This is a genomic window from Mucilaginibacter sp. L3T2-6, from assembly GCF_030519355.1.
Taxonomy (GTDB): Bacteria; Bacteroidota; Bacteroidia; order Sphingobacteriales; family Sphingobacteriaceae; genus Mucilaginibacter.
On sequence record NZ_JAUMKC010000012.1, the window covers coordinates 23481 to 48200 of the forward strand.

Annotated in this window: 14 protein-coding genes; 10 read left to right on the plus strand and 4 right to left on the minus strand. The window is 45.7% G+C overall.

Annotated features, from left to right (window positions below; all coding sequences use genetic code 11):
- Positions 1-52 precede the first annotated feature (52 nt).
- Positions 53-256: a YtxH domain-containing protein gene (locus Q3W13_RS14205; protein WP_302864826.1), complete on the minus strand. Its 204-nt coding sequence runs from the start codon at positions 254-256 to the stop codon at positions 53-55.
- A gap of 169 nt (positions 257-425) precedes the next feature.
- Between Q3W13_RS14205 and Q3W13_RS14210 the strand changes: the two genes are divergently transcribed.
- From Q3W13_RS14210 to Q3W13_RS14255, 10 genes are all read left to right on the plus strand, one after another.
- Positions 426-1271, plus strand: a complete 846-nt coding sequence (locus Q3W13_RS14210) for a methylated-DNA--[protein]-cysteine S-methyltransferase (protein WP_302864827.1) — start codon at positions 426-428, stop codon at positions 1269-1271.
- Between the two features lie 17 nt (positions 1272-1288).
- Positions 1289-2002: a 2OG-Fe(II) oxygenase gene (locus Q3W13_RS14215; protein WP_302864829.1), complete on the plus strand. Its 714-nt coding sequence runs from the start codon at positions 1289-1291 to the stop codon at positions 2000-2002.
- Positions 2003-2464: 462 nt separating this feature from the next.
- Entirely contained in the window at positions 2465-4981 is a 2517-nt protein-coding gene (locus Q3W13_RS14220) for a kelch repeat-containing protein (protein WP_302864831.1), read from the plus strand.
- Between the two features lie 357 nt (positions 4982-5338).
- Positions 5339-8575, plus strand: coding sequence for a TonB-dependent receptor (locus Q3W13_RS14225; RefSeq protein ID WP_302864832.1), 3237 nt, complete (start codon positions 5339-5341; stop codon positions 8573-8575).
- Positions 8576-8588: 13 nt separating this feature from the next.
- Positions 8589-10529: a RagB/SusD family nutrient uptake outer membrane protein gene (locus Q3W13_RS14230; protein WP_302864834.1), complete on the plus strand. Its 1941-nt coding sequence runs from the start codon at positions 8589-8591 to the stop codon at positions 10527-10529.
- Between the two features lie 11 nt (positions 10530-10540).
- Positions 10541-11293 carry a DUF3823 domain-containing protein gene (locus tag Q3W13_RS14235; protein ID WP_302864836.1) on the plus strand — a complete coding sequence of 251 codons (753 nt, stop codon included), beginning with the start codon at positions 10541-10543 and terminating at the stop codon, positions 11291-11293.
- 253 nt (positions 11294-11546) lie between these two features.
- On the plus strand, positions 11547-13727 hold the full coding sequence (locus Q3W13_RS14240; RefSeq protein WP_302864838.1) for a hypothetical protein: 2181 nt from the start codon (positions 11547-11549) through the stop codon (positions 13725-13727).
- Positions 13728-13840: 113 nt separating this feature from the next.
- On the plus strand, positions 13841-16123 hold the full coding sequence (locus Q3W13_RS14245; protein ID WP_302864840.1) for a GH92 family glycosyl hydrolase: 2283 nt from the start codon (positions 13841-13843) through the stop codon (positions 16121-16123).
- A 185-nt stretch (positions 16124-16308) separates the two neighbouring features.
- Positions 16309-19059, plus strand: coding sequence for a carboxypeptidase-like regulatory domain-containing protein (locus Q3W13_RS14250; protein WP_302864842.1), 2751 nt, complete (start codon positions 16309-16311; stop codon positions 19057-19059).
- A gap of 5 nt (positions 19060-19064) precedes the next feature.
- Positions 19065-19604, plus strand: coding sequence for a hypothetical protein (locus Q3W13_RS14255; protein WP_302864843.1), 540 nt, complete (start codon positions 19065-19067; stop codon positions 19602-19604).
- Between the two features lie 44 nt (positions 19605-19648).
- On the opposite strand, the gene Q3W13_RS14260 is transcribed toward Q3W13_RS14255, so the two are convergent.
- The 3 genes from Q3W13_RS14260 to Q3W13_RS14270 all read right to left on the minus strand — a co-directional run bounded on the left by Q3W13_RS14260 (position 19649) and on the right by Q3W13_RS14270 (position 24656).
- Positions 19649-20215 carry a Crp/Fnr family transcriptional regulator gene (locus Q3W13_RS14260; RefSeq protein WP_302864844.1) on the minus strand — a complete coding sequence of 189 codons (567 nt, stop codon included), beginning with the start codon at positions 20213-20215 and terminating at the stop codon, positions 19649-19651.
- Between the two features lie 76 nt (positions 20216-20291).
- Positions 20292-22796, minus strand: coding sequence for an ATP-binding protein (locus tag Q3W13_RS14265; protein ID WP_302864846.1), 2505 nt, complete (start codon positions 22794-22796; stop codon positions 20292-20294).
- A gap of 333 nt (positions 22797-23129) precedes the next feature.
- Positions 23130-24656, minus strand: coding sequence for a serine hydrolase (locus tag Q3W13_RS14270; protein WP_302864848.1), 1527 nt, complete (start codon positions 24654-24656; stop codon positions 23130-23132).
- Positions 24657-24720: the final 64 nt, after the last annotated feature.

Consider the following 24720-nt stretch of genomic DNA (forward strand, 5'->3'; position numbering starts at 1 on the left):
CACGCCCGGGCAAACATACCGCTGCCCGGGTAACAGGATATTTTACGAATAATTAAAAATTAGCCCTTACCTCTTCTACGCTTTTGCCAACTTTCCCAAGGGCACTGTCTGCAAATTCTTTTGCCTTGTCGAACCAATCAGGAGCTTGGTCTGCCAGGTCGTCGATGATAGAACGGCCGTTTTCATTTTTCTTTGTGATGTAGTTAATGCCGTATCCCACGGCAGCGCCAACTATAATAAATTTTAATAAGTTCATGGGTAATTTATTTTTTAAATAAAACGGAGATTTCAGGGGAATGTTTTTTACAGCCGTATATTTACCTGAGCCGGTATATTAAAAGCGTTAGTTTAAAGTCCGCAATTTTCGGGTCGGTTTGGGTCTGATGGCGCTGTACTTTTGTTATGTACAATTAAGGAAAACAAAAATGAAAGACCAGGAAATAACAAATTATAGCCGGATTGAGGACGCAATCGGCTATATCAGGACCAACTTTAAAACGCAGCCAACCCTGGATGAAATAGCTGAGAAGGTGCACTTAAGTCCTTTTCATTTTCAGCGCATATTTACGGAATGGGCAGGTGTGAGCCCTAAGAAGTTTTTGCAATACATCAGTATTGACCATGCGAAGAAATTGCTGAGCGAACAGGCGACCTTGTTTGACACTGCGTTTGAAACCGGCCTTTCAGGCACCAGCCGCCTGCATGACCTGTTTGTAAATATCGAGGGCATGACACCCGGCGAGTATAAAAACGGAGGTGAAAACTTATCTATTAACTATAGCTACGCCGAGAGCCCTTTTGGCAACATTATGGTGGCATCCACACCGAAAGGAATTTGCCACATAGCCTTTGCCGGAAGCGAAGCTGAAGGATTGACAACGCTGCAAAGAATTTTCCCTAACGCAGCATACAGGCCCATGGTAGATATGATTCAGCAAAATGCCCTCTACATTTTTAAACACGACTGGAACAAGCTAAATGAAATAAAACTGCATTTGAAAGGTACCGATTTTCAGATAAAGGTTTGGGAAACATTGCTGAAAATTCCCGTGGGGAAATTATCTACCTATGGCAATATAGCCAGCAAGCTTGGGCAGCCAACAGCTTCAAGAGCAGTGGGCAGCGCGGTGGGCGATAACCCGGTAGCATTTTTAATTCCCTGCCACAGGGTGATACAATCCAGCGGAGCGTTTGGAAATTATCATTGGGGCAGCAACCGTAAAACCGCTATGATTGGCTGGGAAGCGGCACAGGCAGAGGCTTTGAATTAAAACCACAGATTTAAAAGATGACCACGATCAAGCAATCCATCCAAAACATAAATTGGCCTGCTGTAACAGACAGCATGAATGATAACGGCTATGCCCTTATACGCGGACTGATAAGTGATGAAGAATGCAGCAATCTTATCGCTAATTACAGCAACAACTCTTTATACCGGAAGACTGTTATAATGGAGCGTTACCGTTACGGCCTGGGGGAATACCGGTACTTTAATTACCCCCTGCCGCCCCTGGTTCAGCAAATCAGGGAGGCGGTTTATCCTCAACTGGCGCCAATTGCCAATAATTGGATGACGGCACTAAACATCCAAACTACATTCCCTGATACATTTGCAGAGCTGCAGCAATTGTGCCACAGCAATAACCAGGTAAAGCCCACCGCATTGATCCTGAAATACGGTAAAGGGGGATTTAATACGCTTCACCAGGATTTGTACGGCGACGTATATTTCCCAATGCAGCTGGTTATATTTTTGAGCGAACCGGACAGCGATTACACCGGCGGCGAATTTGTGCTGACGGAGCAAATACCCCGCGCACAATCAAAGGCAATTGTTTTGAAGCCACGTAAAGGCGATGTATTGATATTCACCACCAATTTCAGACCGGTTAAGGGGGCAAAGGGGTATTACCGCGTAAATATGAAGCATGGGGTAAGCCAATTGCAAAGCGGTGAGCGATATACCCTGGGCGTTATTTTTCACGACGCACTTAGCTAAAAGATTCAGGTCATTTACATCCCGTTTTTTGCAAGCCGAAGGTTTACAGGTACTTTACAGAATTTTGCTGCAACCTTGTCATAAATATTTGATAATAAGATAATTAAATGTTTACAGGTGCTTAAAACTGTAAAGGGTATTTAACCTGTACTGGATAGGGGTTAAAGCCTTGCTTTAACGGAAGATTTATAGGGGGCTATACATGCAATTGTCACTTAGGTTGACAGCTGCGGTGTCACGCACGTCCTGATCCTCATCCCTGCCATGTCAGCCATTTCAACACACTAAGGCCCTTTAAATTCTACCCTTATTCATACTAAAAAAGTATTAATTTAGCTTTTTATTTACGGGAGGGGCCACCGTAATTGTCCGTCTGATTTTTTGGAGAGCTAAATGATTAAACAGTATACGATTTCAGTACTTCGTTCCGGCGTATGCAGAATAGTATGTTTTTTAATTTTTATGGGGTTTGGCCTTCAAAGCAACGGACAGGGCCTTCAGTTTAACTCGAACGACAGCCTGCTTAGCAGGCGCACCTCGTACCTGGTTTTTAAAAAAGACCCGCCTAAGTTTAATGGTAAGCTCGATATTAATTTCGACCTCTCTTTGTGGGATATAGAGCACCTCGGCTATATTCTTAACATCACCGATACTAAAAACAACTCATACAGCCTAAGTTCGATACACTTAAACAATGCGCAGTTTTTAAATTTTAATATCGACAGCAAAAGCAATAAACTGCAAATCCCGCTTCCGTTGGGCCAGCTTAAAAGGCATATCTGGATGCCGGTAAAGATCCACCTTGACCTCAATGCAAATACCGTAGGTATCCATATAAATGGCAAATGGTACAGCGCCGGCGGATTTAGCTTTGATGGCGCTATCCGTCCCAGGATATATTTCGGTAAAAACGAACATTATTCTGATGTCCCCAAGATGGCTATCAGGAATTTAACAGTCACCGACGGCGACAAGAGTTACACTTTCCCATTAAACGAATGGAGCGGGAAAGATGTTTTTAGCGGCGATGGCGACGTTTTGGGAACAGTAGATAACCCGGTATGGCTCATTAATGAGTCGTATTTCTGGGCGCCGAGATTTACCCGTGGGTTTGCGCAAGTAGCAGGTATAAATTTTGATGAGGCGGCACAAAGACTGGTGATATTTAAAAGTGACTCGCTGATTTCGTACGATGTTCAACGGAACAGCATATCATCGCAAGCTTATCAAAACAACTGCCCGGTACCCCTGCATCTTGGTAAAAGCATTATCAATACCCGGGAAAACAAACTTTATGCTTATGAAACCCTGAAAGCGCCGAAACAGTTACAGCCGGCACAAAGTATTGCTTCCCTTGATTTAAACACGCTGAGATGGGATGTTACCGGTGCGGCCACAATTGCTGAACAACGCCATCATCACAATATTTTTTACGACAACCGCCAGGATAAATTTTATCTTTTTGGTGGTTATGGCTCATTTAAGTACTATAACGACTTTTTTGAGTATAACAAACAAACCGACAGCTGGGACAAGGTACCGTTTAATGGTGATAAGATAATGCCCCGCTTTTTCTCCGGCTTTAGCCAGGCAGATGCAAATAACGATGTTTACATATTTGGTGGCTATGGCAATCAAAGTGGCAACCAGGTGGTTGGCGGGCAACATTTTTATGATCTGTACCGGGTTAATCTAACCACGCATACCATCAAAAAATGCTGGGAAATAAAACCGCCTGCTGTGGACTTTGTGGCGGCAAACAACCTGATCATCTCAAAAGATAAACAACATTTTTATGCAATATGCTACGCGCATGATAAACCCAAAACCAGCTTAAGCCTGTATAAGTTTTCGATTAAAGATGGCTCATACGAGGTGGTAAGCGGTAACATACCTGCCAAGGGCGAGCGTATTGAAAGCGACATCAACCTGTTTTATAACCCGAGACAGGAAGTATTTTACTGCACCATACAAGAATTTACCTCACCGGATGCGTCAACTATCCGGGTGTATTCGCTGGCGTCGCCCCCGGTAAGACAGCAGGACTACCTGGCATCTTTGAAAACCACGATTTCCCATGGCTGGGCAAGCCGGTTGCCCGTGCCTCTGTGGTTTATTATATTGATTATTATTGGCGCTGGTGCTGTAATTGTTTATTGGAAGAGAAGGAAAAAAACAACCGGCGTTGCCGATAACACCGGGCTGGATATCTCAGTGCCTGCCGTAAACAAAAAAGACGATGAAAAGCGCGCTAATGCCGTTTATATGCTGGGCGATTTCGCGGTTTACGATAAAAACAGCCGTGACATAACGTATATGTTCAGCCCGAAAATAAAGCAGCTGTTTATTTTACTTCTGTTAAACAGCGGCGAAGAGCACGGTGTAGTGTCAAAGCGAATTGCTGCGACGCTGTGGCCCGAAAAGGAAATTGGTAAAACAAAAAATATAAAGAACGTTACTATAAATCACCTGCGCGGCATCCTTGCTGATATTTGCGGCATAGAGCTTACTTTTATCAACGACACCTATCGCTTTACTTTCACTGAGGAATTTTTCTGTGATTATTGCACGGTAAGCCGGGCCATAGCAAACCTGAACAATCACTCTAACGGCGAAGGGAAGAATATCCTCGATTGGCTCGACCTGATCGCCCGGGGCTGCCTGTTGCAGCATGTACCCGAGCCATGGCTGGATGATACCAAGCAACAATATGAAGAATCGCTGATGCCATTGCTGCTGCCGGAGGTAAAACGCATTTACGAAGAAGGGGATTATCGCAAAACAATGGAAATTGCCCGCGTGATCTTAAACGTTGACCCATTTAACGACATAGCGATTAAATATAAGCTTAAAGCTTTGCGCCGCACCAAGGGAATTGAATTTGCTCACAAGATTTACAACGACTTTGCTGCTGAATACGAAAAATCGTTAGGAGAGCCGTATGCTGTTCCTTTTGAAAAGATTTGTGCGGCGAAATAACGCCTGCCGTATTTACAAAGTTTTCAAAATTTTGCAAGTCCTGTCATCCACGCTAAATATCCATCTTATCTGTGTAGGATCGTATAGATACGCCCTGAATACCCAATTGGCGTTATCCATTCCCGAAGGTATATGCTATACGCCCCTGCAGATATTTATTCCCCTACCCGGTTAAAATACCGGTTAATTTCCCGGGGTTAATAAAATTTTAAAAGAATTAACCCCTTTTTTAACCCATCCTTTAATACAGGCCTGTATAATATTGTTTCGCCTAATGAAGAGCAGCCGGTTTTAACCAGCCTGAAAATCCTGTAACTCCGATTTAGGAATTTTATAAACCAACTAACCAATTTATTTATGAAGAAACTTTTTACCAATTATGGTGAATGTTGCTACGTTCATCATCGGGGTAAAAATTGGAAAGCGCTGTTAAAGACCTTTGCGCTCAGCCTGTTTTTACTCCTCACAATGCAAGCCTTTGCCCAGGCGCAAAACACAGTTCAGGGAACAGTATCTGACGAGAAGGGCGAGGGCATACCGGGCGTTTCCGTCAAGCTGCAGGGAACGTCTGCCGGCACAGTTACTGATATAGACGGCAAATTTTCAATTAATGCTGATAAAGGCGCCACCCTGGTATTTACCTTTTTAGGCTACCAGGAAAAAAGTGTAGTGGTGGGCGACAGCAAAAATCTTAAAGTAAACCTTACCCCGACATCATCAACCCTAAATGAAGTGGTGGTGGTAGGTTATGGTACGCAAAAGAAAGCGTCGCTAACCGGATCAGTTGCGGCTGTAACCAGCAGGGAAATTGTTACCACTAAAAACGAAAATGTTGAAAACATGCTTACCGGTAAGGTTGCAGGTTTACAAGTGGTCCAAAACACGTCGGAGCCGGGCGACTTTGCCAATAACATTGCCATACGCGGCATGGGCAACCCGCTGATTGTTATTGACGGTGTTGAGCAGCCTAACTTTTCAGTTACCGGCGGTAACGGCGATAACAGCGTGGGCACAAGCAACATATTTTCGAGGCTTGATCCGAACGACGTAGAGAGCATCTCGGTTTTGAAAGATGCTTCGGCAGCGGTATATGGCGTTAAGGCGGCAAATGGGGTTATCCTCATCACAACAAAAAGAGGCAAGGCAGGCACGCTGCAATTAAGCTACACCGGTACCTATGGCTGGCAGGTGCCGTCGGGTTTACCAAAACCTGTGAACGCTACCGATTACATGACTTTGTATAACCAACAGGCCTTACACCAGGCCAATGGCGGCAAGCTTGTATTTACGCCCGAAGATTTCGCTGCTTACGCAAACGGAACCAAAACCAGCACCGACTGGTACGACGCGACTTTCAGGAAATCGGCTATGCAGCAGCAACATAACCTTACTGCTACGGGCGGTACCGAAACCACCCAATACCTGATCAGCGGCGGTTTTACCGATCAGGATGGCATACTGCAAAGCAATGATCTTAACTATAAGCGTTATAACGTGCGCTCGAATATTACCAGCAAGGTCGGCAAAAACCTTACCGTAAACTTAAACCTGAGCGCTATATATGACAGGAAAAACTCCCCGGCGCAATCATTCTGGTGGACAACCAGGGAGGCCTGGCGCGAACTGCCCACCCAAACCATTTATGCCAACAATACTGCGCCTTACTATTTGAAAGGACAGGTTGATGGCGGCAACCCGGTTGCTTATGGCGATGCAGATGTAAACGGCTACAATACACAATCCAATAAATTTTTTGACGGATCGCTGAGCCTTGAGTATAAGGTTCCGTTTGTTAAGGGCCTTTCATTGAAAGGCTTGTACAGCTACGATGAGCAGATTCAGGACAATAAAATATTCCAAAAGTCATATAACCTGTATGAGTATGATGATGCTACCAAAACGTACAGGCCTACATTAAACAACTCGCCTGCATTTGTGCAAAGGCAGTATTTCGATTATCCAAAAAATACCGACCAGTTTTCCATCAACTATAACAGGGAATTTAAAGGCGGCCATAAAATAAGCGCATTATTGCTTTATGAAGGCAACCTGCAAAGTGGCGACAACTTTGCAGCCTACAGGCAGCTGGCTATTCCGGTAGATCAGATCATTGCAGGTAACTCCGCCAATCAGAATGCTACACAGGATGCTGCTAACGACAGATTGTATTCATACGCCACCAATTCGGTAGTAGGTCGTTTAACCTATGACTACAAGGGTAAATACCTGGCTGAATTTAGTTTCCGTAATGACAAGTCGTCCAGGTTTGCACCAGACCAGGGCTGGGGATTTTTCCCATCAGCATCGGTGGGCTGGCGCGTCTCTGACGAAAGCTTCTGGAAAAACTCATCTGCACTATCCTTTATAGAAAACTTAAAATTGCGTGCGTCATATGGTGTCCTGGGTGATGATGGATCGCTATATTACCAGTTCCTAACCGGGTATAATTATCCCGCGGGCGGTTCAAATAACCAGCTTCCCGGTGGAGCGGTGTTCGGAAATACCTTTATCAACTCTGTTCAAAGCAAAGGTATCCCTAACCCCACTATTACATGGTCAACCTCGCATACATTTGACGCGGGTGTAGACATGGACCTTGCTAAAGGATTATTCAATGTCACCTTCGATTATTTCATACGCGACCGGAGAGGTCTGCTTGCTTCCGCAGTATTGCAGGTTCCTGATGTATTGGGAGCGCCTCTTCCGCAGGACAACCTGAATGGCGACAGGACACAAGGTTTTGATTTCGAAGTTGGCCACCACGGCAGTATCGGCAAATTCAGATACAACGTAAAAGGTACATTCCTTTATACCAATACCAAAAGCACAGCCAGGGCGGAATCTCCGCAGGGCAATTCTTACCTCGACTGGCAGCGTAACAATACCGGCCGAAACCAGGGCATACAAATGGGCTATGGCGGCGAAGGCCAGTACCAGAACTACCAGCAGATCCTGAACAGTGGTGTATTTGTAAACCGCGGAACAGTTGTAGGCGATTACATTTACCAGGACTGGAACGGCGACGGTCAGATTGATGGTAACGACGTTCATCCGATTGCCTATGGCGGCGGTCCGAACAGTGGCCCGGGCGTGATCCCTAAAATCACTTACGGCTTAAACATCGGCGGCTCGTACGAAAATCTCGATTTCAACTTGTTATTCCAGGGTACGGCTATTTACAGCATATCATATGTGGAGCAGCTGAACATCCCGCTGTGGGGCGGCGGCAACGCATTAACCCAGTTTAACGATAACTGGCACCCTGCCGACCCAACTGCCGATCCGTACAATCCAAATACCGTATGGGTGCCGGGCAAATTTGCCTATACCGGAACCACCGCCAATACGGGCTCATCCTTTGGCTTTCAAAATGCCGCTTATTTAAGGCTTAAGAGTGCCGAGCTTGGCTACACTTTGCCGGCCAGCGCATTAAAGGCAATCGGTGTAAAGGGCGTAAGGGTATTTGCAAACGGCTATAACCTGCTTACGTTCACCAAAGTTAAATATGTAGACCCGGAGCATCCAACCGGTACATACGGGTACCTGTACCCCCTCGACAAATTGTTTAACATTGGCCTGGATGTAAAATTCTAATCAGTAAAGTATCATGAAAAAATTTAAATATATAATACTATTTGTATGCTTAGCAGCGGGTATTACGGCTTGCCGAAAGCTGAATATTCCGCCAAAAAATATCATCCAGGATCCTGACGTTTTTGGGTCGACGGGTGGTGTTCAGGCTTATATGGCACGCCTTTACAGCGAGTTGCCAATCGAAGATTTCAGGTATTCGCCTGATATGGGCTTAAACTTCTTCTGGATTATTAAACCTACGCCTGCTACTACAGGCGAGGCATTAAGCCGCGACCAGGGAGGTTCATCGTCTGAAAATTTTGGCGACTGGCACTGGGACGTATGGGGAGGAAATTATACCACCATACATGACTGCGACTATTTTATACAAACCCTGCCGGCCTACGCCAAAAATTATACACAGGCACAGGTGAACGCATGGCTTGGTGAAGCTTATTTTGTTAGGGCGATGACTTACTTCGCGCTGGTAAAACGCTTTGGCGGCGTGCCGATCGTAAACAAGGTGTTAAACTATACGCCAGGTTCGGACGTAACCGATCTTAAAGTTCCGCGCGCTTCAGAAAAAGCAGTATGGGACCAGGTGGCCAGCGACCTTGACTTTGCAATAAACAATCTTCCTGAAGTGAATGCTGACTATGGCGACGGCAGCCGTGCCAATAAGTATGTGGCGGCGGCATTTAAATCGAGAGCGATGCTGTATGCAGGCTCCGTTGCTAAATACAATAAGATAACCCTGTTTGATAATGATCATAACCAGTTGTGCGGAATGCCGGAAAGTGAGGCTGCAGGATACTTCCAGAAAGCTTACGATGCTGCAAAAATGCTCGATGGCAAATACAGTCTTTACCTGAGTGCATGGTCGCCAACTGATAAGAACGCGCAATATCAAAACTTTGTGAACCTGTTTTCAGACCCTGCCAGCAAGGAAAACATTTTTGTGCGTGAATATCAATATCCAAACTCGGTGCATGGCTATGATGCGTACAATGTTCCGCGCCAGCTGATGGGTCCTAACGGATATTCGTCTGAGGTTAACCCTACCCTTGATTTCGTTGAGAAATTTGATGGTTTGCCAAAAAATCCTGATGGTACCCTGAAAACCCTTGATGCCAGCGGGCATTATCAGTTATTCAGCAATACGATGGATATTTTCGCCAATGCCGAGCCAAGGCTGCGTGCAACCGTTATCCTTCCGGGCGATGTATTTAAAGGGCAAAACATCGAAATACGCCGTGGCATCTATACCGGGTCGGCTGCCGGCGGAATCAGCCCGTTGTTGCCTGCCGGGTCAAAATCGCAGTACCCGACAGCAAACCTGGTGGTATCATCAACTGCGGGCCAAACCGCTTACAAGCTGCCTAACGGTGACCTGATGAACCCTGCGGGCCTGAGCGGTGTATTTACCGGCGATCAAACCTGTGCTATTTCGGGCTTCTCGGTTCGTAAATGGTTAAACCCTAACCTGGCTACATCACAGGTATTGGAAAACAACGAAACCCAAACCTGGATCGAGATGCGTTACGCAGAGGTTTTACTTAACCGCGCGGAAGCTGCTGCTGAATTGATGAGCCTGGGGCAAACCGGTTCAATCAATACAGCTGATCCTTTTACCATTGTTAACCAGATCCGCTCGAGGGCCGGTGCTGACTTACTGACCGGTGCGGGTGATGCTACCATAGATGTTGTGCGTAATGAAAGAAGGAAAGAGCTGGCGTTTGAAAACAAAACCTATTGGGATTTGAGAAGGTGGAGGATTTTCGACAAAGAACAAAATGGCACTATCTACCGCATCCTGATGCCGTTCTATTCGGCTGACGCCGGTAAATATTTCTTCGACCAGCGTACCGACGAGCGTAATGATGTATACACTTACGATACCCGCTGGTATTATGAGCAGATACCGGGCGGCGCTATCTCGAAGAGCAGTAATTTAATACAGAACCCAGGCTATTAATTGAAACGAACATGAAAAAGATATTTTATTATGCTGCATTGTTGATGGCTGTTGGCGTTGGCAGCTCGTGCAATAAAACAGATAATTATGCAGCGCCATCGAGCACTATAACCGGCAGTACGGTTGATGAAGGCACCGGGCAAACCGTGCAAACCGAAATTGGCGGCGGCGGTACCCGTGTGAAGCTGCTGGAAACAAGTTACAGCGCTAACCCCGTTCCGATTTATTTTCAATCGAAACAGGACGGTACTTTTAACAATACCAAAGTATTCCCGGCTACTTACAAGGTTTCGGTGGAAGGACCTTTTGTGCCGCTTGTGCAAACCGACAATACCGGGACTGTAGTATCTGACTCGAGCCAGACTATCGTGCTGAAAGACCAGGCCACGCTTAAATTTAAAGTTCAGCCTTTTTTAAGGGTCGAATGGGTTGGCAAGCCGGTGGTTAATGCCGATAAATCGGTTACAGTACAGGTGAAAGTAACCCGCGGTACCAGCAATCCCGCGTACCAGCTGGATGTAACTAACATTAACCTGTATGTTAGCAATACCCAGTACGACGGCCAAAACAATTACGATCCAAGGTATTCAACGCTAACTTCGTACAGTGGCTCGAATGGCACTGCGCTTTTAGGCCAAACCATTACTATAACTACAACCGGAGGGGCGCTGCCTTTACAGGATGTGTATTTTAGGGTTGGCGCAAGAATAAACGCCGGTCTTAATCAATACAATTACAGTACACCGGTTTCGGTGACATTTTAATTAGTCTTACGTCGGGGAGTCTTGAGTCTGCAGTCAAAAAGCGACTAACGACTTAAGACCCCAGACTGAGGCAAGAAAAGCTGCACGGTTCGCCTCGCCGAAATCGTCTTCAAAGGGGAAGACTTTAGCAGCTGAAGCGTTAGAACCCTCTCCTTTGAAGGTCAGGGTGAGGCAACAATGCAGCCTGGGGAAGAAAACGATCGGCTAAAGAAAAAAAAGCCCTGCTTCTATCGAAAAACAGAACTACTACTAAATGAAAAAATCTATCCTTTTATCAGGTTTGTTATGCGCATCGGTAAGTGTGTTTGCGCAGAACACAAATCCTGTTGTTTCTAAAGAAAAAACTGCGTTTCAAACCAGCAGCCCCTGGATCCCGGAGATTGATGTGCGCTCTGATATCGCGATTGTGTATGGCGCAAACGACCGTAAGGGAATGACGTTTGAGCAGCGCGTAAAGTCATGGCGCGACCATGGTTACGAGGTCAACTTTATGACAGGCATAGCCTGGGGCGAATATTTTGATTACGTATTAGGCAAATGGGACGGAAAGAATCACATGAACGTGACACAGATCAATATCAAAGGTGATTCTATTATGCACGGTCATAACATGCCTTATATAGTGCCTGATCAATCGTTTATAGACTATATGAAAATGGTGGTGGTGAAAAAGGTTATTGATAATAACATCAGCACCATATTTTTAGAGGAGCCCGAGTTTTGGGCGAAATCCGGTTATAGCCCGCTTTTTAAACAGCTCTGGCAAAAATATTACGGCTTCCCGTGGAGGCCGCAGGATGCTTCGGCAGAGGATACCTATCTCTCCAGTAAGTTGAAGTATCATCTATATTATGACGCCATAAAACAGGTGTCGGAGTACGCCAAATCCTACGGCAAAAGCAAGGGGATGAATATTAAGGTGTTTATTGCCACCCATTCACTGGTTAATTATTCTTCATGGCAGATTGTTAGCCCGGAGGCAAGCTTAGCCTCACTGCCCAGTATTGATGGCTATATAGCGCAGGTTTGGACGGGCACCTCGCGTGAGCCTACTTATTTTAACGGCGAGAAAAAAGAGCGTGTTTTTGAGAATGCCTTTCTGGAATACGGCTCAGCTGTATCAATGACCGCGCCTACCAAACGCAAAGTGTTTTTATTGACCGATCCGATCGAAGATCGCGTACACGATTGGAGCGATTACAAGCGAAACTACCAGGCCACTTTCACCGCCAAGCTGCTATACCCCATGGTGAATAATTACGAGGTAATGCCTTGGCCTGAAAGAATATACACCCATCCGTACCCGGTACCCAACAGCAAGGAAAAAATATTGATCCCGAACTTTTATTCAACCCAGATGCAGGTAATGGTAAATGCCTTGAACAGTATGCCGTTATCATCAAACAAAGTATCGGGTGTAAACGGCATTGGCGTGCTGATGAGCAACTCGCTGATGTTTCAGCGCTTCCCAACGCATAACGGATTTGAGGACCCGCAGTTCTCTATTTTTTATGGACAGACCCTGCCGCTGGTAAAACGCGGCGTGCCTGTGCAGACAGTCCACATGGAAAACCTGGGCTATCCGGCTACATTAAAGGATATTAAAGTATTGGTGATGAGCTATGCCAATCAAAAACCGATGACGGCTGATGTGCACACCAATCTTGCCAAATGGGTGAAACATGGCGGCGTGCTGGTGTACATTGGTAAAGACGATGACCCGTATCAATCAGTGATGGAATGGTGGGATACCAAAGGCAATAAGTTTAAAGCCCCGTCGCAACACCTGTTTAAATTGCTTGGCATCAATCCAACCAAAGAGAATGAACACTTTAAGATCGGCAAGGGTACGGTTTATGTGTTACGACAAAACCCGAAAGACTTTGTAATGACTGCCAATAATGATGGCGCCTACATTGGCCTGCTAAAGCAAGCCTATGAAAAGGACGCCAAAGCGGGTGAGCTGAAATTTAAAAACAGCTTCTACCTGGAAAGAGGCCCGTATGATATTATTTCAGTAGTTAACGAGAATGCCGACAGTCAGCCTTACAAAGTTACTGGTCCGGTGATAGACCTCTTCGACCCGCAATTGCCCGTGCTTTCCGAAAAAGAAGTTAAACCGGGAGAGCAGGCACTGCTGTATGTTGTAAACCGCGTAGCCGACAAAAATAAACCACAGGTGCTGGCTGCTGCGGCAAGAGCTTATGACGAAAAAGTGCAGGGCAATAGTTATTCATTTGTAGTAAAAAGCCCGGCCAAAACAATGAATGCCATGCGCGTATTGTTGCCGGCTCAGCCTAAAACAACTACAGTTACCAACAGTGCGGGTCAAACCGTCAGCGATGTACAATCATTGTGGGATGCGTCATCAAAAACACTTTTTATGGGCTTTGCCAACAGTCCGGACGGTGTAAAAGTTGAGCTGACGTGGTAAAAGATCCTTTTTTTTGAGAGAGAGGTTGGTTGCTCCTGCGTGCGAGCGATTGCACGCGGGAGTTTTTTGAAATTTAAAAGGCGCATTCGCACTTCCGCATTAAAATAGATTATATGAAAAAAATCACTACCATAATTGCCCTGCTTCTACCTGTTTATTTAATCGCCCAGCCAACCGGTCGGATAACCGACCCGGTTGATCTGGTTAACCCGCTGATGGGGACGGATTCTAAACCGTCCCTATCGAACGGAAATACCTATCCGGCAGTGGCATTGCCCTGGGGGATGAACTTCTGGACGCCGCAGACAGGAAGAATGGGCGACGGCTGGCAGTACACTTACAATGCGGATAAAATATTAGGTTTCAAGCAAACCCACCAGCCTTCACCATGGATGAATGATTACGGAATGTTTTCCATTTTCCCTGAAACAGGCAAGCTGGTTGTTGATGAAACGAAACGTGCCAGTTGGTTTTCGCACAAGGCCGAAATAGCCAAGCCTTACTATTACAGCGTTTACCTGGCCGATTATGATGTAACTACTGAGATTACACCCACTGAACGGGCGGCCAGCTTCCGCTTCACCTTTCCGGAAAGCGACAGCTCGCATATTTTAATAGATGCATTTGATAAAGGCTCTTACATTAAAATTATCCCGGGTGAACGCAAGATCATTGGCTACAGCACTAAAAACAGCGGCGCAGTAACCGATAACTTCAAAGACTATTTTGTCATTTATATTGATAAACCTTTTGAAATTGCATCAACCTGGCACGATAAAGATATTGATAACGGCAAGCTGGAGTACAACGGAGATCATGCGGGTGCAGCCATCAGCTTTAAAACAAAGAAAGGTGAGCAGGTGCACCTGCGGGTGGCCTCATCATTTATCAGCATGGAACAGGCTGAGCTTAATTTAAAGCGCGAACTGGCGCATGACGGCTTTGATCTTGTAAAACAAAAAGCCAAAGCCACCTGGAATAAAACGCTGAACCGTTTAAATGCCGAAGGCGGAACAATCGATCAAACGCGCACATTTTACTCGTGCCTTTACCGGATGCTGTTCTTCCCGCATAAAATGTTCGAGGTGGATGCAAAAGGGCAGAATGTGCACTACAGTCCGTACAATGGTAAAACTATGCCGGGTTATCTTTTTGCGGGCACAGGCTTTTGGGACACTTTCAGGGCTTTGTATCCGTTCCTTAACCTGGTTTACCCATCTGTATGTAAACAGATGCAGGAAGGCTTGATTAACGACTATAAAGAAGGTGGCTGGCTGCCGGAATGGAGCAGCCCGGGTTATGCCGACTGCATGATCGGAAATAATTCTGCCTCGATTGTGGCAGAGGCTTATCTTAAAGGTGCGCGGGGTTATGATATCGAAACGCTTTACCAGGCTTTGAAACACGGAGCCAACAATGAAGGCCCGAATGCTACTGGTCGCCGCGGGGTGGAATATTACAACACCCTGGGCTACGTTCCTTACGATGTAAAAATTAATGAAAACGCCGCCCGTACGCTGGAATATGCTTATGACGACTTTGCTATTTATCAACTGGGCAAGGCATTGGGTAAGCCGGCATCGGAAACGGATGTCTATAAAAAGCGCAGCCAAAACTATCGTAACCTGTACGACACGCAAACCGGACTGATGCGCGGAAAAAATAAAGATGGTTCATGGGAAACACCCTATAATCCATTTAAGTGGGGCGATGCCTTTACGGAAGGGAACGCCTGGCACTATACCTGGGGCGTTTTTCACGACATACAGGGATTAATTAACCTGATGGGCGGAAAAAAGCAATTTGTTGCCAAGTTAGATTCGGTATTTACACTACCGCCGGTATTTGATGACAGTTATTACCATACGGTTATCCATGAGATACGGGAGATGCAGATTGCCAACATGGGCCAATATGCGCATGGGAACCAGCCTATCCAGCACATGATTTATCTGTACAATTACGCCGGCGAGCCCTGGAAAACTCAGTATTGGGCACGCGAAACCATGAACAGGCTCTATAAAGCTACGCCGGATGGATACTGTGGCGACGAGGATAACGGGCAAACTTCCGCCTGGTATATTTTCTCCGCAATGGGCTTTTACCCGGTAACTCCCGCCAGTGATCAATATGTATTAGGCGCGCCACTGTTTAAGAAATTAACCATCAACCTGGAAGATGGCAAAACCGTCACTATTAACGCTCCAAAAAACAGTGCCGGAAATAAATATGTAAACAGGCTGACCATTAACGGAAAACCGTACGGACTCAACTGGCTTAGCCATAAAGCTTTGATGGGCGGGGAGGTGCTGAACTTTGATATGTCGGCAACGCCGAATAAGCAAAGGGGAACAGAGCCTAAAGATGTACCCTTTTCTATGTCGGCGGAGAAGTAGAAGTTAGCAAACGCTTCGGTAATTGGTTTTTCGACTGGCCATTTTACCTGTAAAAGGATAATATACGGCAGCCTTGCCGGGAGTCTGAATATTGCGGATGGAATTTAAAGCTTCAGCAGACGTTTGGTAAATATGTAATTTCTGCTATATTTACCAAACGCCTTTTAAACCTGACACGCCTGCAAATGAGATCGATTTACCGGTATTTACTGCTGCCTGCTTTTTTGATGTTTGCAAAATCAGCGTTCCCCCAGCAAAATACGCGGCTGAATTCCATTATCAATGGTGTAAATAATATCCGGGAATCATTACCAATCGAAAAGCTTTACCTGCAAACCGATAAAGATAACTATGTGCAGGGCGACACTATTTGGTTTAAAGGATACCTGGTTAATGCAGACTACCTTACGCCAGCTACCCGCAGCGGCCTGCTTTATGTGGAGCTTGATGACGTAAACAACGCGTATGTTACCCGCATGCTGGTGCCGCTTGAGTCGGGCTTAACCTGGGGGAATATTTCGTTGAGAGAAAGCGATGTGCCGCCGGGGAGCTACACCTTGCGTGCGTACACCAACTGGATGCGGAATTTCGGCGAGGATTATATTTTTAAAAAGCAGATATGTGTAGCTGCAACAGGAAGCCGTGACCGATTGGTAACCGCAGACTTCAGGCAAACCGGTGCCAGCCTGCAGGCAAACCTATTGCTTACCGGCCGCGACAATAAACCGGTTCGGCTACAGGATTTAGAGTTAAAAATATTAAACGGGAAGAAGAACCTGTTCCATAAGAAAACCCAAACGGGTGTTGATGGCAGGTTCGATGTCAGCTTTATCATCCCTGAAAACACAAACGCGCAAAACCTGTCCATTAATGCCAGGGAAATTATTGAAGGGCAGGAAACGAATGAGCTGACTATCCCGGTTGTCATCAACCGCCTGAACCACACTGACCTGCAGTTTATGCCAGAAGGCGGCAACCTGGTGGGTGGTATAGCCGCTAAAGTAGGCTTTAAGGCTGTTGGCGAGGATGGTAAAGGTGTAGCAGTAAGTGGTGTAGTTTACAATAACAAAAAGGAAAAAGTTGCATCGTTTCAATCTGTACACAACGGAATGGGTGTTTTTTCGTTCGTTCCGCAACCCGGCGAAATTTATACGGCTAGCCTTGACCTTCCGGGCGGCGGCACGAAAAATTACGCCTTACCGGCAGTAAATATTTATGGTACAAGCTTGCAGATCGATCAGGCAGCAACTGACTCGGTAAAAGTGAAGATTTCCGCCCATACGGCCGGTGCCGCCGATTATTATTTGGTTGCTGAATCCAGGGGTGTAGTGTGCTATGGTGCACACCTCAAACCGGGTCAAAGTGGCTTCACAATGGCGATACCCAAAAGCATATTCCCGACCGGCATTGTCAGGTTTACCTTATTGAATGCAGCTAATCAGCCGTTGAATGAACGTATTGTTTTTATAGACAGGCACGATGAAATGAAGATTGATGCCGGGCCAACAGAACAAGCCTACAACCGGCATGATAGTATTGCCATGCAACTGCAGGTAACGGATAAAAATGGCAAGCCGGTACGCGGCAGCTTTTCGATGGCGGTTACCGACGACAGCCAGGTAAAAACCGACAGCCTGGGCAATAATATAGTGAATTCGTTGCTGATGACATCTGATTTAAAAGGAACCGTTGAGGAACCGGGCTATTATTTTAGCGGCAGCAGCGCGGATAAGGCAGCCGCCCTGGATGCACTAATGCTTACCCAGGGCTGGGTTGGATATGACTGGAAAGATATTTTCTCGCCGCCCGCAAAGCCGTTGTACACAGCTGAAAGCCAGTTTAGGGTAACCGGCAGGGTTACTAATATGTTTAATAAGCCTATTGAAAAAGCAGGCGTAATTTTGCTTTCAAAAAAACCTGCATTTGTAAAAGATACTGTGACCAGTAAAGATGGCCGCTTCACTTTTACAGGTTTTGCGCCTGTTGACACCGCGGCTTTTGTAATACAGGCCCGGCGAAAGGGCGGTGGTAACTTTAATGTGGGAATTGAGCTGGATGAATTTAGGGCCCCGGTATTTAAAAAAGAGCAAAGACAGCAAATCCCCTGGTATGTTAACTGCGATACGCTTTTACTGCATAATCGCGACAGCAAATTATCGCAGCAGCTTGCCGAAGAAAAAATACAGGGAACAGGCACGATGTTAAAAGAGATTACCATTAAGGATAAGAAGGTGATAAAAGATTCGAAAAATCTTAACGGTCCGGGCGGAGCTGATTTTATATTGGATGAAAAGGATATGGAAAAAGGCGGGAAATTATCACTTTATGCTTTTCTTCAGAAAAAATTTCCTGACTTTTACCGGAGTCTGAAGCCCCACATTGATCCGACAAACCCCGGCCCCGACACGCCGATTTACCGTTTAAAAAACCACATAGTAAATCTTATTATCGATGGCGTGTTTATCGATAAATTAGAACTGCCAGTGGATCTTTATATGGACTACCTTACCGCTGAAGATATTAAAGGCGTGGAAATAATGTACCGGGCCAAATATGCATTAGCGTATGAGCCTGCCTTTATACAAATAGAAGCGATAACTCCGGACAGGTTTGTTCCCATATACCTGGAAATAACTACCTACAGCGGTAATGGAGCATTTCTTAAAAATGTGCCGGGAGTGGCAATTTACAAGCCGCTGCCATTTACGCTGCCTAAGCAATTTTACCGGCCCAGGTATGCTGCAGGCAGCCCGGTAAACGGCACCGACCAGCGCTCAACTATTCATTGGGAACCTAATATAGTTACAGATACCGCCGGCTGCGCAACGGTTGGTTTCTATAGCGCTGATAAGCCGGGTACTTACACCGTGATTATACAGGGAACAGATTTGAATGGGCAATTTGGGTATTTGCGGAGAAAAATTGTCGTTAAATAATTTTTATGAGCAGAAAGATAACCTGGCAGACCAGAATTATATTGTTGTTAGCCCTCGTAGCAATAGTGGGTTTTGTCCCATGGGAAACCTTGTTCCCGATAGAGATAAGAAATAAAACATTAAGAGCAATGGCAAATGGCTGCCTGGGTTTTGGCTCATTATTTTTGCTGGCTTGCTTTGGCTTTCCCAGATTCTTAAGCCGTTTTAAGGGCTTCGCGCAGGGTATTCTTTTTCTTTTGACCCCGTTACTAATTCTCGGCGCTGGTATCGGCTGGCTGATTTCTGTAATTTTTCCTCCGTCTGGCTGGAACGATATAGCATTATATAAGAATGGCGACGAGTATCTCGTTATTCAAAGATTCGACAGCTTTGCATTTGAGAGCAATGAGCAATGGCGCATACTTCGAACACACGTTCGTGCCGGCATCGTAAGATGGATAGAGGAACAACGTCCGCTAAATCCACAGGCTGGCGATTATATGAAAGACAAGGATAATATCACGTTTTTAAATAAAGCCTGGCATAAAATCGAAATAGAGGAGTAATCTCAATAATGGCTAATTGGCCAATGAATCTTAATAAAGAAAACCTATCTGATGTTTTTCCGTATCCTGCTTAACGACGTTGGCGTAACTCCGATAAATGATGCCAGATATTTCTGCGGAATCTTTTGAATATAGGGCGGCTTTGTCAGCAAATCAAGATAACGCTGTTCGGCTGAATCACGCTGCAATGCAGTAAACCTGTCGAGTAAAGTGAGGATGGCATCTTCCCAGAAACAGCGCATCCATTGCTGGGTTTTCGGCTGCGTGATGTAGAGTTTGGTCAGTTCGCTTTTGGGCAGATATAAAACTTCGCTGTCCTCGATGGCTTGTAAAAAATATCCTGTTGGCTTTTCGCTGATAAAACTGTAAATGTCTATTGCAGAGGAATTTTTGAATGCGAACCACACCGATATTTCTATTTCTTCAGCAACATAATACAGCCGCAGGCAACCTTCCTGCACAAAAACAAGGTCCTTGCAAACGGCGCCTTTATCCAGCAGAAATTCATTTTTTTTGATGGAGCGCTTCTTAAAACGACCTGCAATGTCATTCAGTTCATCCTCTGTAAAGGGTGCATATTGGGCAATAAAGGCTTTAAGATCTGCCGACATCCTGTGTTTTTTTGATTGGGTTTTAAAGATAGGCTTATGCCTGTAAAAAAGAAAATGCCTTATGGCAATTACGGGGTTATTCAACAGCTTCGGGCACATTATATTCCTGCATCGCTTTTGCTAAACGGTGTAATTTTTGGGTAAGCAACAGGATATTATCTTTTCGTTTTTGCGACAGTTCTTTACCGGCAGATAATTCTATTTCAGCCAGCCGGAAATCTTCAGCAAGATCACGGGCGCCTGCCTGGGCGGTACGGCCGGCTACCCGGTGCGTAACCAGCAACAACTTATCCATATCGCCGGCTTCCATAGCAGCTGCAATTTCTTTTTCGTCGTTAAAACTGTCCCTTGCGAAGCTGGCAAGTATTTTGGCCGTTTGTTCGGCGTCGCCAAAAGTCATTTTTTCAATGGCTTTAATGTTTATAACGGGCTTATCGGTCTCTGCCGTTTTATCTCCGCCCACCAGGTTAACCAGGTCTGTTTCCCGGAAGGGTTTCATCAGCAAACCATTAAAACCATGTGCCAAAACCGATTCACGTTCTCCCGGCAGTGCCTGCGCGGTTAACGCGTAGATTTTTACGTCGGCAGGTATGCTGGCGCGCATCAGGCGGCAAAGCTCTGTGCCGCTCATTTCGGGCATGCGAATGTCCATCAGTAAATATTTAACAGCATTATCCCACACTGTGTGTAATAAATCGTGCGGCGAGTTAAAGCAGCTATATTCAATTTTATTTTGTTCGAAAATCCGGGAGCAAAGTTCCAGTATAAAACGGTCATCGTCTATAATCCAAACCTTGGGTTTTGCCCCTGCTTCAACAGAATTATGGGATTTTTCAATATCAATTTCCGGCTGTCCGGCCTTCTCAAATTTCAATACAAAGCTAAAGGTGCTGCCCTTACCCGGCTTACTTTTAACATTCATAGAGCCACCCTGGCGTTCGATCAACTCCTTTGTAATTGGCAGACCAAGCCCCGTGCCGTTACGTGCTTTGTCTTCGTGTCCGGCTTGTTCAAATTCATTGAATATTCTCCCGATATCATCCTCAGTTAGCCCAACGCCGGTATCTGTTACCTTAAAGTGGTAACTAATGTGGCCGCTGGTGATTTTCCCGGTTACAGACAAAATTACCTCGCCCTGTTCGGTAAACTTTATAGCATTACCCAGCAGGTTGAATAAGATCTGTTTCAGCCTGAACGGGTCGCCCATTACCCGGTTCGGCACGGAGGGGTCAAAATTCGTATGGAAATTCAAGCCTTTTCTGTCTGCTTGCAGCTGCATTACAGCCACGGCCTCATTAAGCAGCTCAAGCATATCAAAAGGTTGGCTTGCAAAGCTGAATTTGCCCGATATGATGCGGTTATAATCAAGCACCTCGTTCACAATCTGCATCAGGTGGCCCGATGAACTATAAATAGCTTCAATGTCTTTTTTCTGCGGATGTTCTTGCTGCCGTACCATTTCAGCATACCCGATAATAGATTGCAATGGCGTGCGGATCTCGTGGCTCATGTTGGAAAGGAAGCGCTGTTTGGCCATTGAATGATATTCGGCTTCTTCTTTCGCCGCCTCCAGTTCTTTACGATATTTGTTGATACGCGATATATCTCTTAAAATAAAATAAACCAGAAATATAGCCAGCACTACAAATGCCAGTATAATAGTGCCGATACGTTCTATATTCCCCCTCACCATTTTACGGGCAGCAAGTGTGTTTTCAGCGGTTTGCTCAACTACTTCGTCCTCAACTTTTTTAAGGATGGAGAATATCTGGCGCATAATACGTTCACTCGATCGTATCAGCACCGTTTCGCGGTTTACAAAGGCCTCACTCTTTTGCTGCTGAACTTTTTCCAGGTCGCGCATAGTTTGGCTCAAACCCTTCAGCAGGCTATCCTGTATGGCTTTGGCCAGTGTATCATGCTTAACCTTTAACTCCTCGGCTACTATCTGGAAAGGCTTGCTCAGCGAGTCGGTGTCTTTTGCTTTTTTCCGCCCGAAAAGCTTTTGGAAGAAATTGCGGTTGTCCTTTTTCTCCGCAGTGGTTACCCCCTGGTAAACTGTGGTGGTGGAGGTCTTTTTTTCGGTTGATGTGGCCATACTGTCGGCCTGTTGGGCGGTTTGGTTAACAATATCGTTCAAGCCATCGATCTGGGCGGAGAACGACTTATTATCGATGAGCCCCTCTCTTACTTTTACATAACTTACAAATAGCCTGTCCCGGTCTTCCAGGAGGTTTTTAAGAGTATTTAAACGCCGGACCTGGGCCGACTTTTGGGGGTAAAGACTCTGGAGCGTATCTATTTTCCGGCTTAATATTTTTGAATCGTTAAAACCATAATATTTATCCGGGTTACTTACCGAACGCGCGCGCTGCACCTGGTCAATACGGGCGATGCCGCGAGACAGATCATTAACCAGCCGCAGCTTGTCATTTGGCGCAGATATATTTTCAAAGGCGGTCAACATGGCCGTAAATGCATCTTTGCTGGTGCTCCAGGCCAGAAATAAAGCAAGGCAGGCCAGTGTTGCTGCAATGATTATTTTTCCTTTTACAGACCGTATGAACGTTTTTTTATGCACCTTATGTTTGTTATGAACAACAGTTATACATAACGCAAAAACCGGCCAGATGTGTGCATTGTTATGAAGATTGCGGCGAGCCGGAGACGTTGTTTGGATTATAGTCTTATTTAAATTGCTGATTTACAATTACTTGCAAAGTTGTAAAAACAAAACTATCTGATAGTCAGTATTTTAGATAGTGTTCGGGGTGTTCCGCGAAAAAACCGAACGCTAAAAGACATTTTCCGGAGGCTGGCTTTTTGAACCGGAATTTGCAGCATTCAGTAATCAACAAAACTTTAGCTAACAGGGCGCATGTTCGTCAAATTGAAAGATCCCGGCCGGTGCCAGCTATTGTTTTGCGAACTCATAGGCCCCACGCTCCACAAAGTCTGCAACTTTTATCCTCACCCCCTTTACACTGCCGTTTTGTACCTGGAACGGAAAGACCGCTTTGCCTAAGGTCGGGTCTGAGAATGTGGCATAAAAACGGTTACCACCCAACGGCTGCAGGTGTACGTACATTTTAGGGTGGTGCTCAAATCGCATTTCGAGATCGTTATTCTCGCCTTGTGTAACCACCATGCTGCCGTACAGGTCGTTTACATATTTGCCCGTATAGCTTGATGGCGACAATGCAGGTTTTAAATTCATTGCAACTGAATCACGCAGCTTTTTATCAGCAGCCTGATCGGTAGCGGCATTATTTTTAAATTTAGTCAGATACGCATCGGTATAATCACGATACGGCAGTTTAAAATAGGCGTCCATAATTTCCCAGCGCAGCGCTTCAAAAAACTCGTTTTGATCGGTATTGGTTAGGATAACTATACCAAGTTTGTCCTGCGGTACCAGTGTTACCGATGACAAATAACCGTTTACGCCGCCATCGTGCATCACCAGCCGGTGGCCGGAATAGTCTTGCAGGAACCACCCGAGCCCATAAAGTTCGTAATTAGTTTCGCCGTTAAGATGGGTTATGCTGCCCACAATATCCTGTGGCTGGCGCGTGGCCTGTATAGCTGCCGCCGGGATCACCTGGCGCGGGCCCACTTTGCCATCATTCAACAAAGCCAATACCCATTTGCTCATGTCGTTTATGGAGGAACAGATGGCTCCGCAGGGCGCCATTCCATCCAATTGAGCATAAGGAATAGGTGATAGCCGCCCGTCAATTAATGTATGCGGAACGGTGCGATTTAGGGATTTGGGCATGTCTGCCGAAAGCGCCAGGGTATTGCTCATGCCGAGCGGGGCGAAGATATTTTCCTTCAAAAACACTTCCCAGGGTTTGCCGTAAGCAACGGGAATGATTTCACCCGCCGTTAAGAATGCCGCATTGGTGTAGCCCCATTTAGTACGAAAGGGGTATTGGCGTTTGAGCATGCCGAGCCGTTTGATAATTTCTGCACGGCTTAAATTGGTATTGTAAAATGTAAAGTCGCCCTGGAAGGTCTCAAATCCCAGGCGATGGCAAAGCAGATCGCGGATAAGCACATCATCAGCCGGTTTGCCTTCTATTTTAAATTGCGGCAGGTATTTGGTAACCTTATCATCCAACGAGAGCTTATTCTGGCTTTGCAGCATAGCAAGTGCCGTTGCTGTAAAGGCTTTGGTATTGCTGCCGATCATAAAGAGCGAGTTTTCATCCACCTTTGCCGGCTGCCCGAGCTCCTTGATGCCGTAGGCCTTCATCAATACGACCTTTCCGTCTTTGATGATACATACCGCAGCGCCGGGAATGCGCCAATTGGTGAGTGAGCGGTTGATATAAAAGTCGAGGCTGTCTTTAATAAACCTGCTCCTGTCGGTATGCTGTGCTTGAGCAAATACTACACAATAGAAAATGCCAACCGCACAAAGAAGTATTTTTTTCATTACAGATATTATTACGGGCTATAAAGTGCTAATTTAACGCAAAATTTACAAGCCAACTATTGTA

Bases quoted from the DNA above. Each gene is read 5' to 3' on its own strand.
- Q3W13_RS14205 (WP_302864826.1), bottom strand. From the start codon at position 256: ATGAACTTATTAAAATTTATTATAGTTGGCGCTGCCGTGGGATACGGC.
- Q3W13_RS14210 (WP_302864827.1), top strand. From the start codon at position 426: ATGAAAGACCAGGAAATAACAAATTATAGCCGGATTGAGGACGCAATC.
- Q3W13_RS14215 (WP_302864829.1), top strand. From the start codon at position 1,289: ATGACCACGATCAAGCAATCCATCCAAAACATAAATTGGCCTGCTGTA.
- Q3W13_RS14220 (WP_302864831.1), top strand. From the start codon at position 2,465: ATGGGGTTTGGCCTTCAAAGCAACGGACAGGGCCTTCAGTTTAACTCG.
- Q3W13_RS14225 (WP_302864832.1), top strand. From the start codon at position 5,339: ATGAAGAAACTTTTTACCAATTATGGTGAATGTTGCTACGTTCATCAT.
- Q3W13_RS14230 (WP_302864834.1), top strand. From the start codon at position 8,589: ATGAAAAAATTTAAATATATAATACTATTTGTATGCTTAGCAGCGGGT.
- Q3W13_RS14235 (WP_302864836.1), top strand. From the start codon at position 10,541: ATGAAAAAGATATTTTATTATGCTGCATTGTTGATGGCTGTTGGCGTT.
- Q3W13_RS14240 (WP_302864838.1), top strand. From the start codon at position 11,547: ATGAAAAAATCTATCCTTTTATCAGGTTTGTTATGCGCATCGGTAAGT.
- Q3W13_RS14245 (WP_302864840.1), top strand. From the start codon at position 13,841: ATGAAAAAAATCACTACCATAATTGCCCTGCTTCTACCTGTTTATTTA.
- Q3W13_RS14250 (WP_302864842.1), top strand. From the start codon at position 16,309: ATGAGATCGATTTACCGGTATTTACTGCTGCCTGCTTTTTTGATGTTT.
- Q3W13_RS14255 (WP_302864843.1), top strand. From the start codon at position 19,065: ATGAGCAGAAAGATAACCTGGCAGACCAGAATTATATTGTTGTTAGCC.
- Q3W13_RS14260 (WP_302864844.1), bottom strand. From the start codon at position 20,215: ATGTCGGCAGATCTTAAAGCCTTTATTGCCCAATATGCACCCTTTACA.
- Q3W13_RS14270 (WP_302864848.1), bottom strand. From the start codon at position 24,656: ATGAAAAAAATACTTCTTTGTGCGGTTGGCATTTTCTATTGTGTAGTA.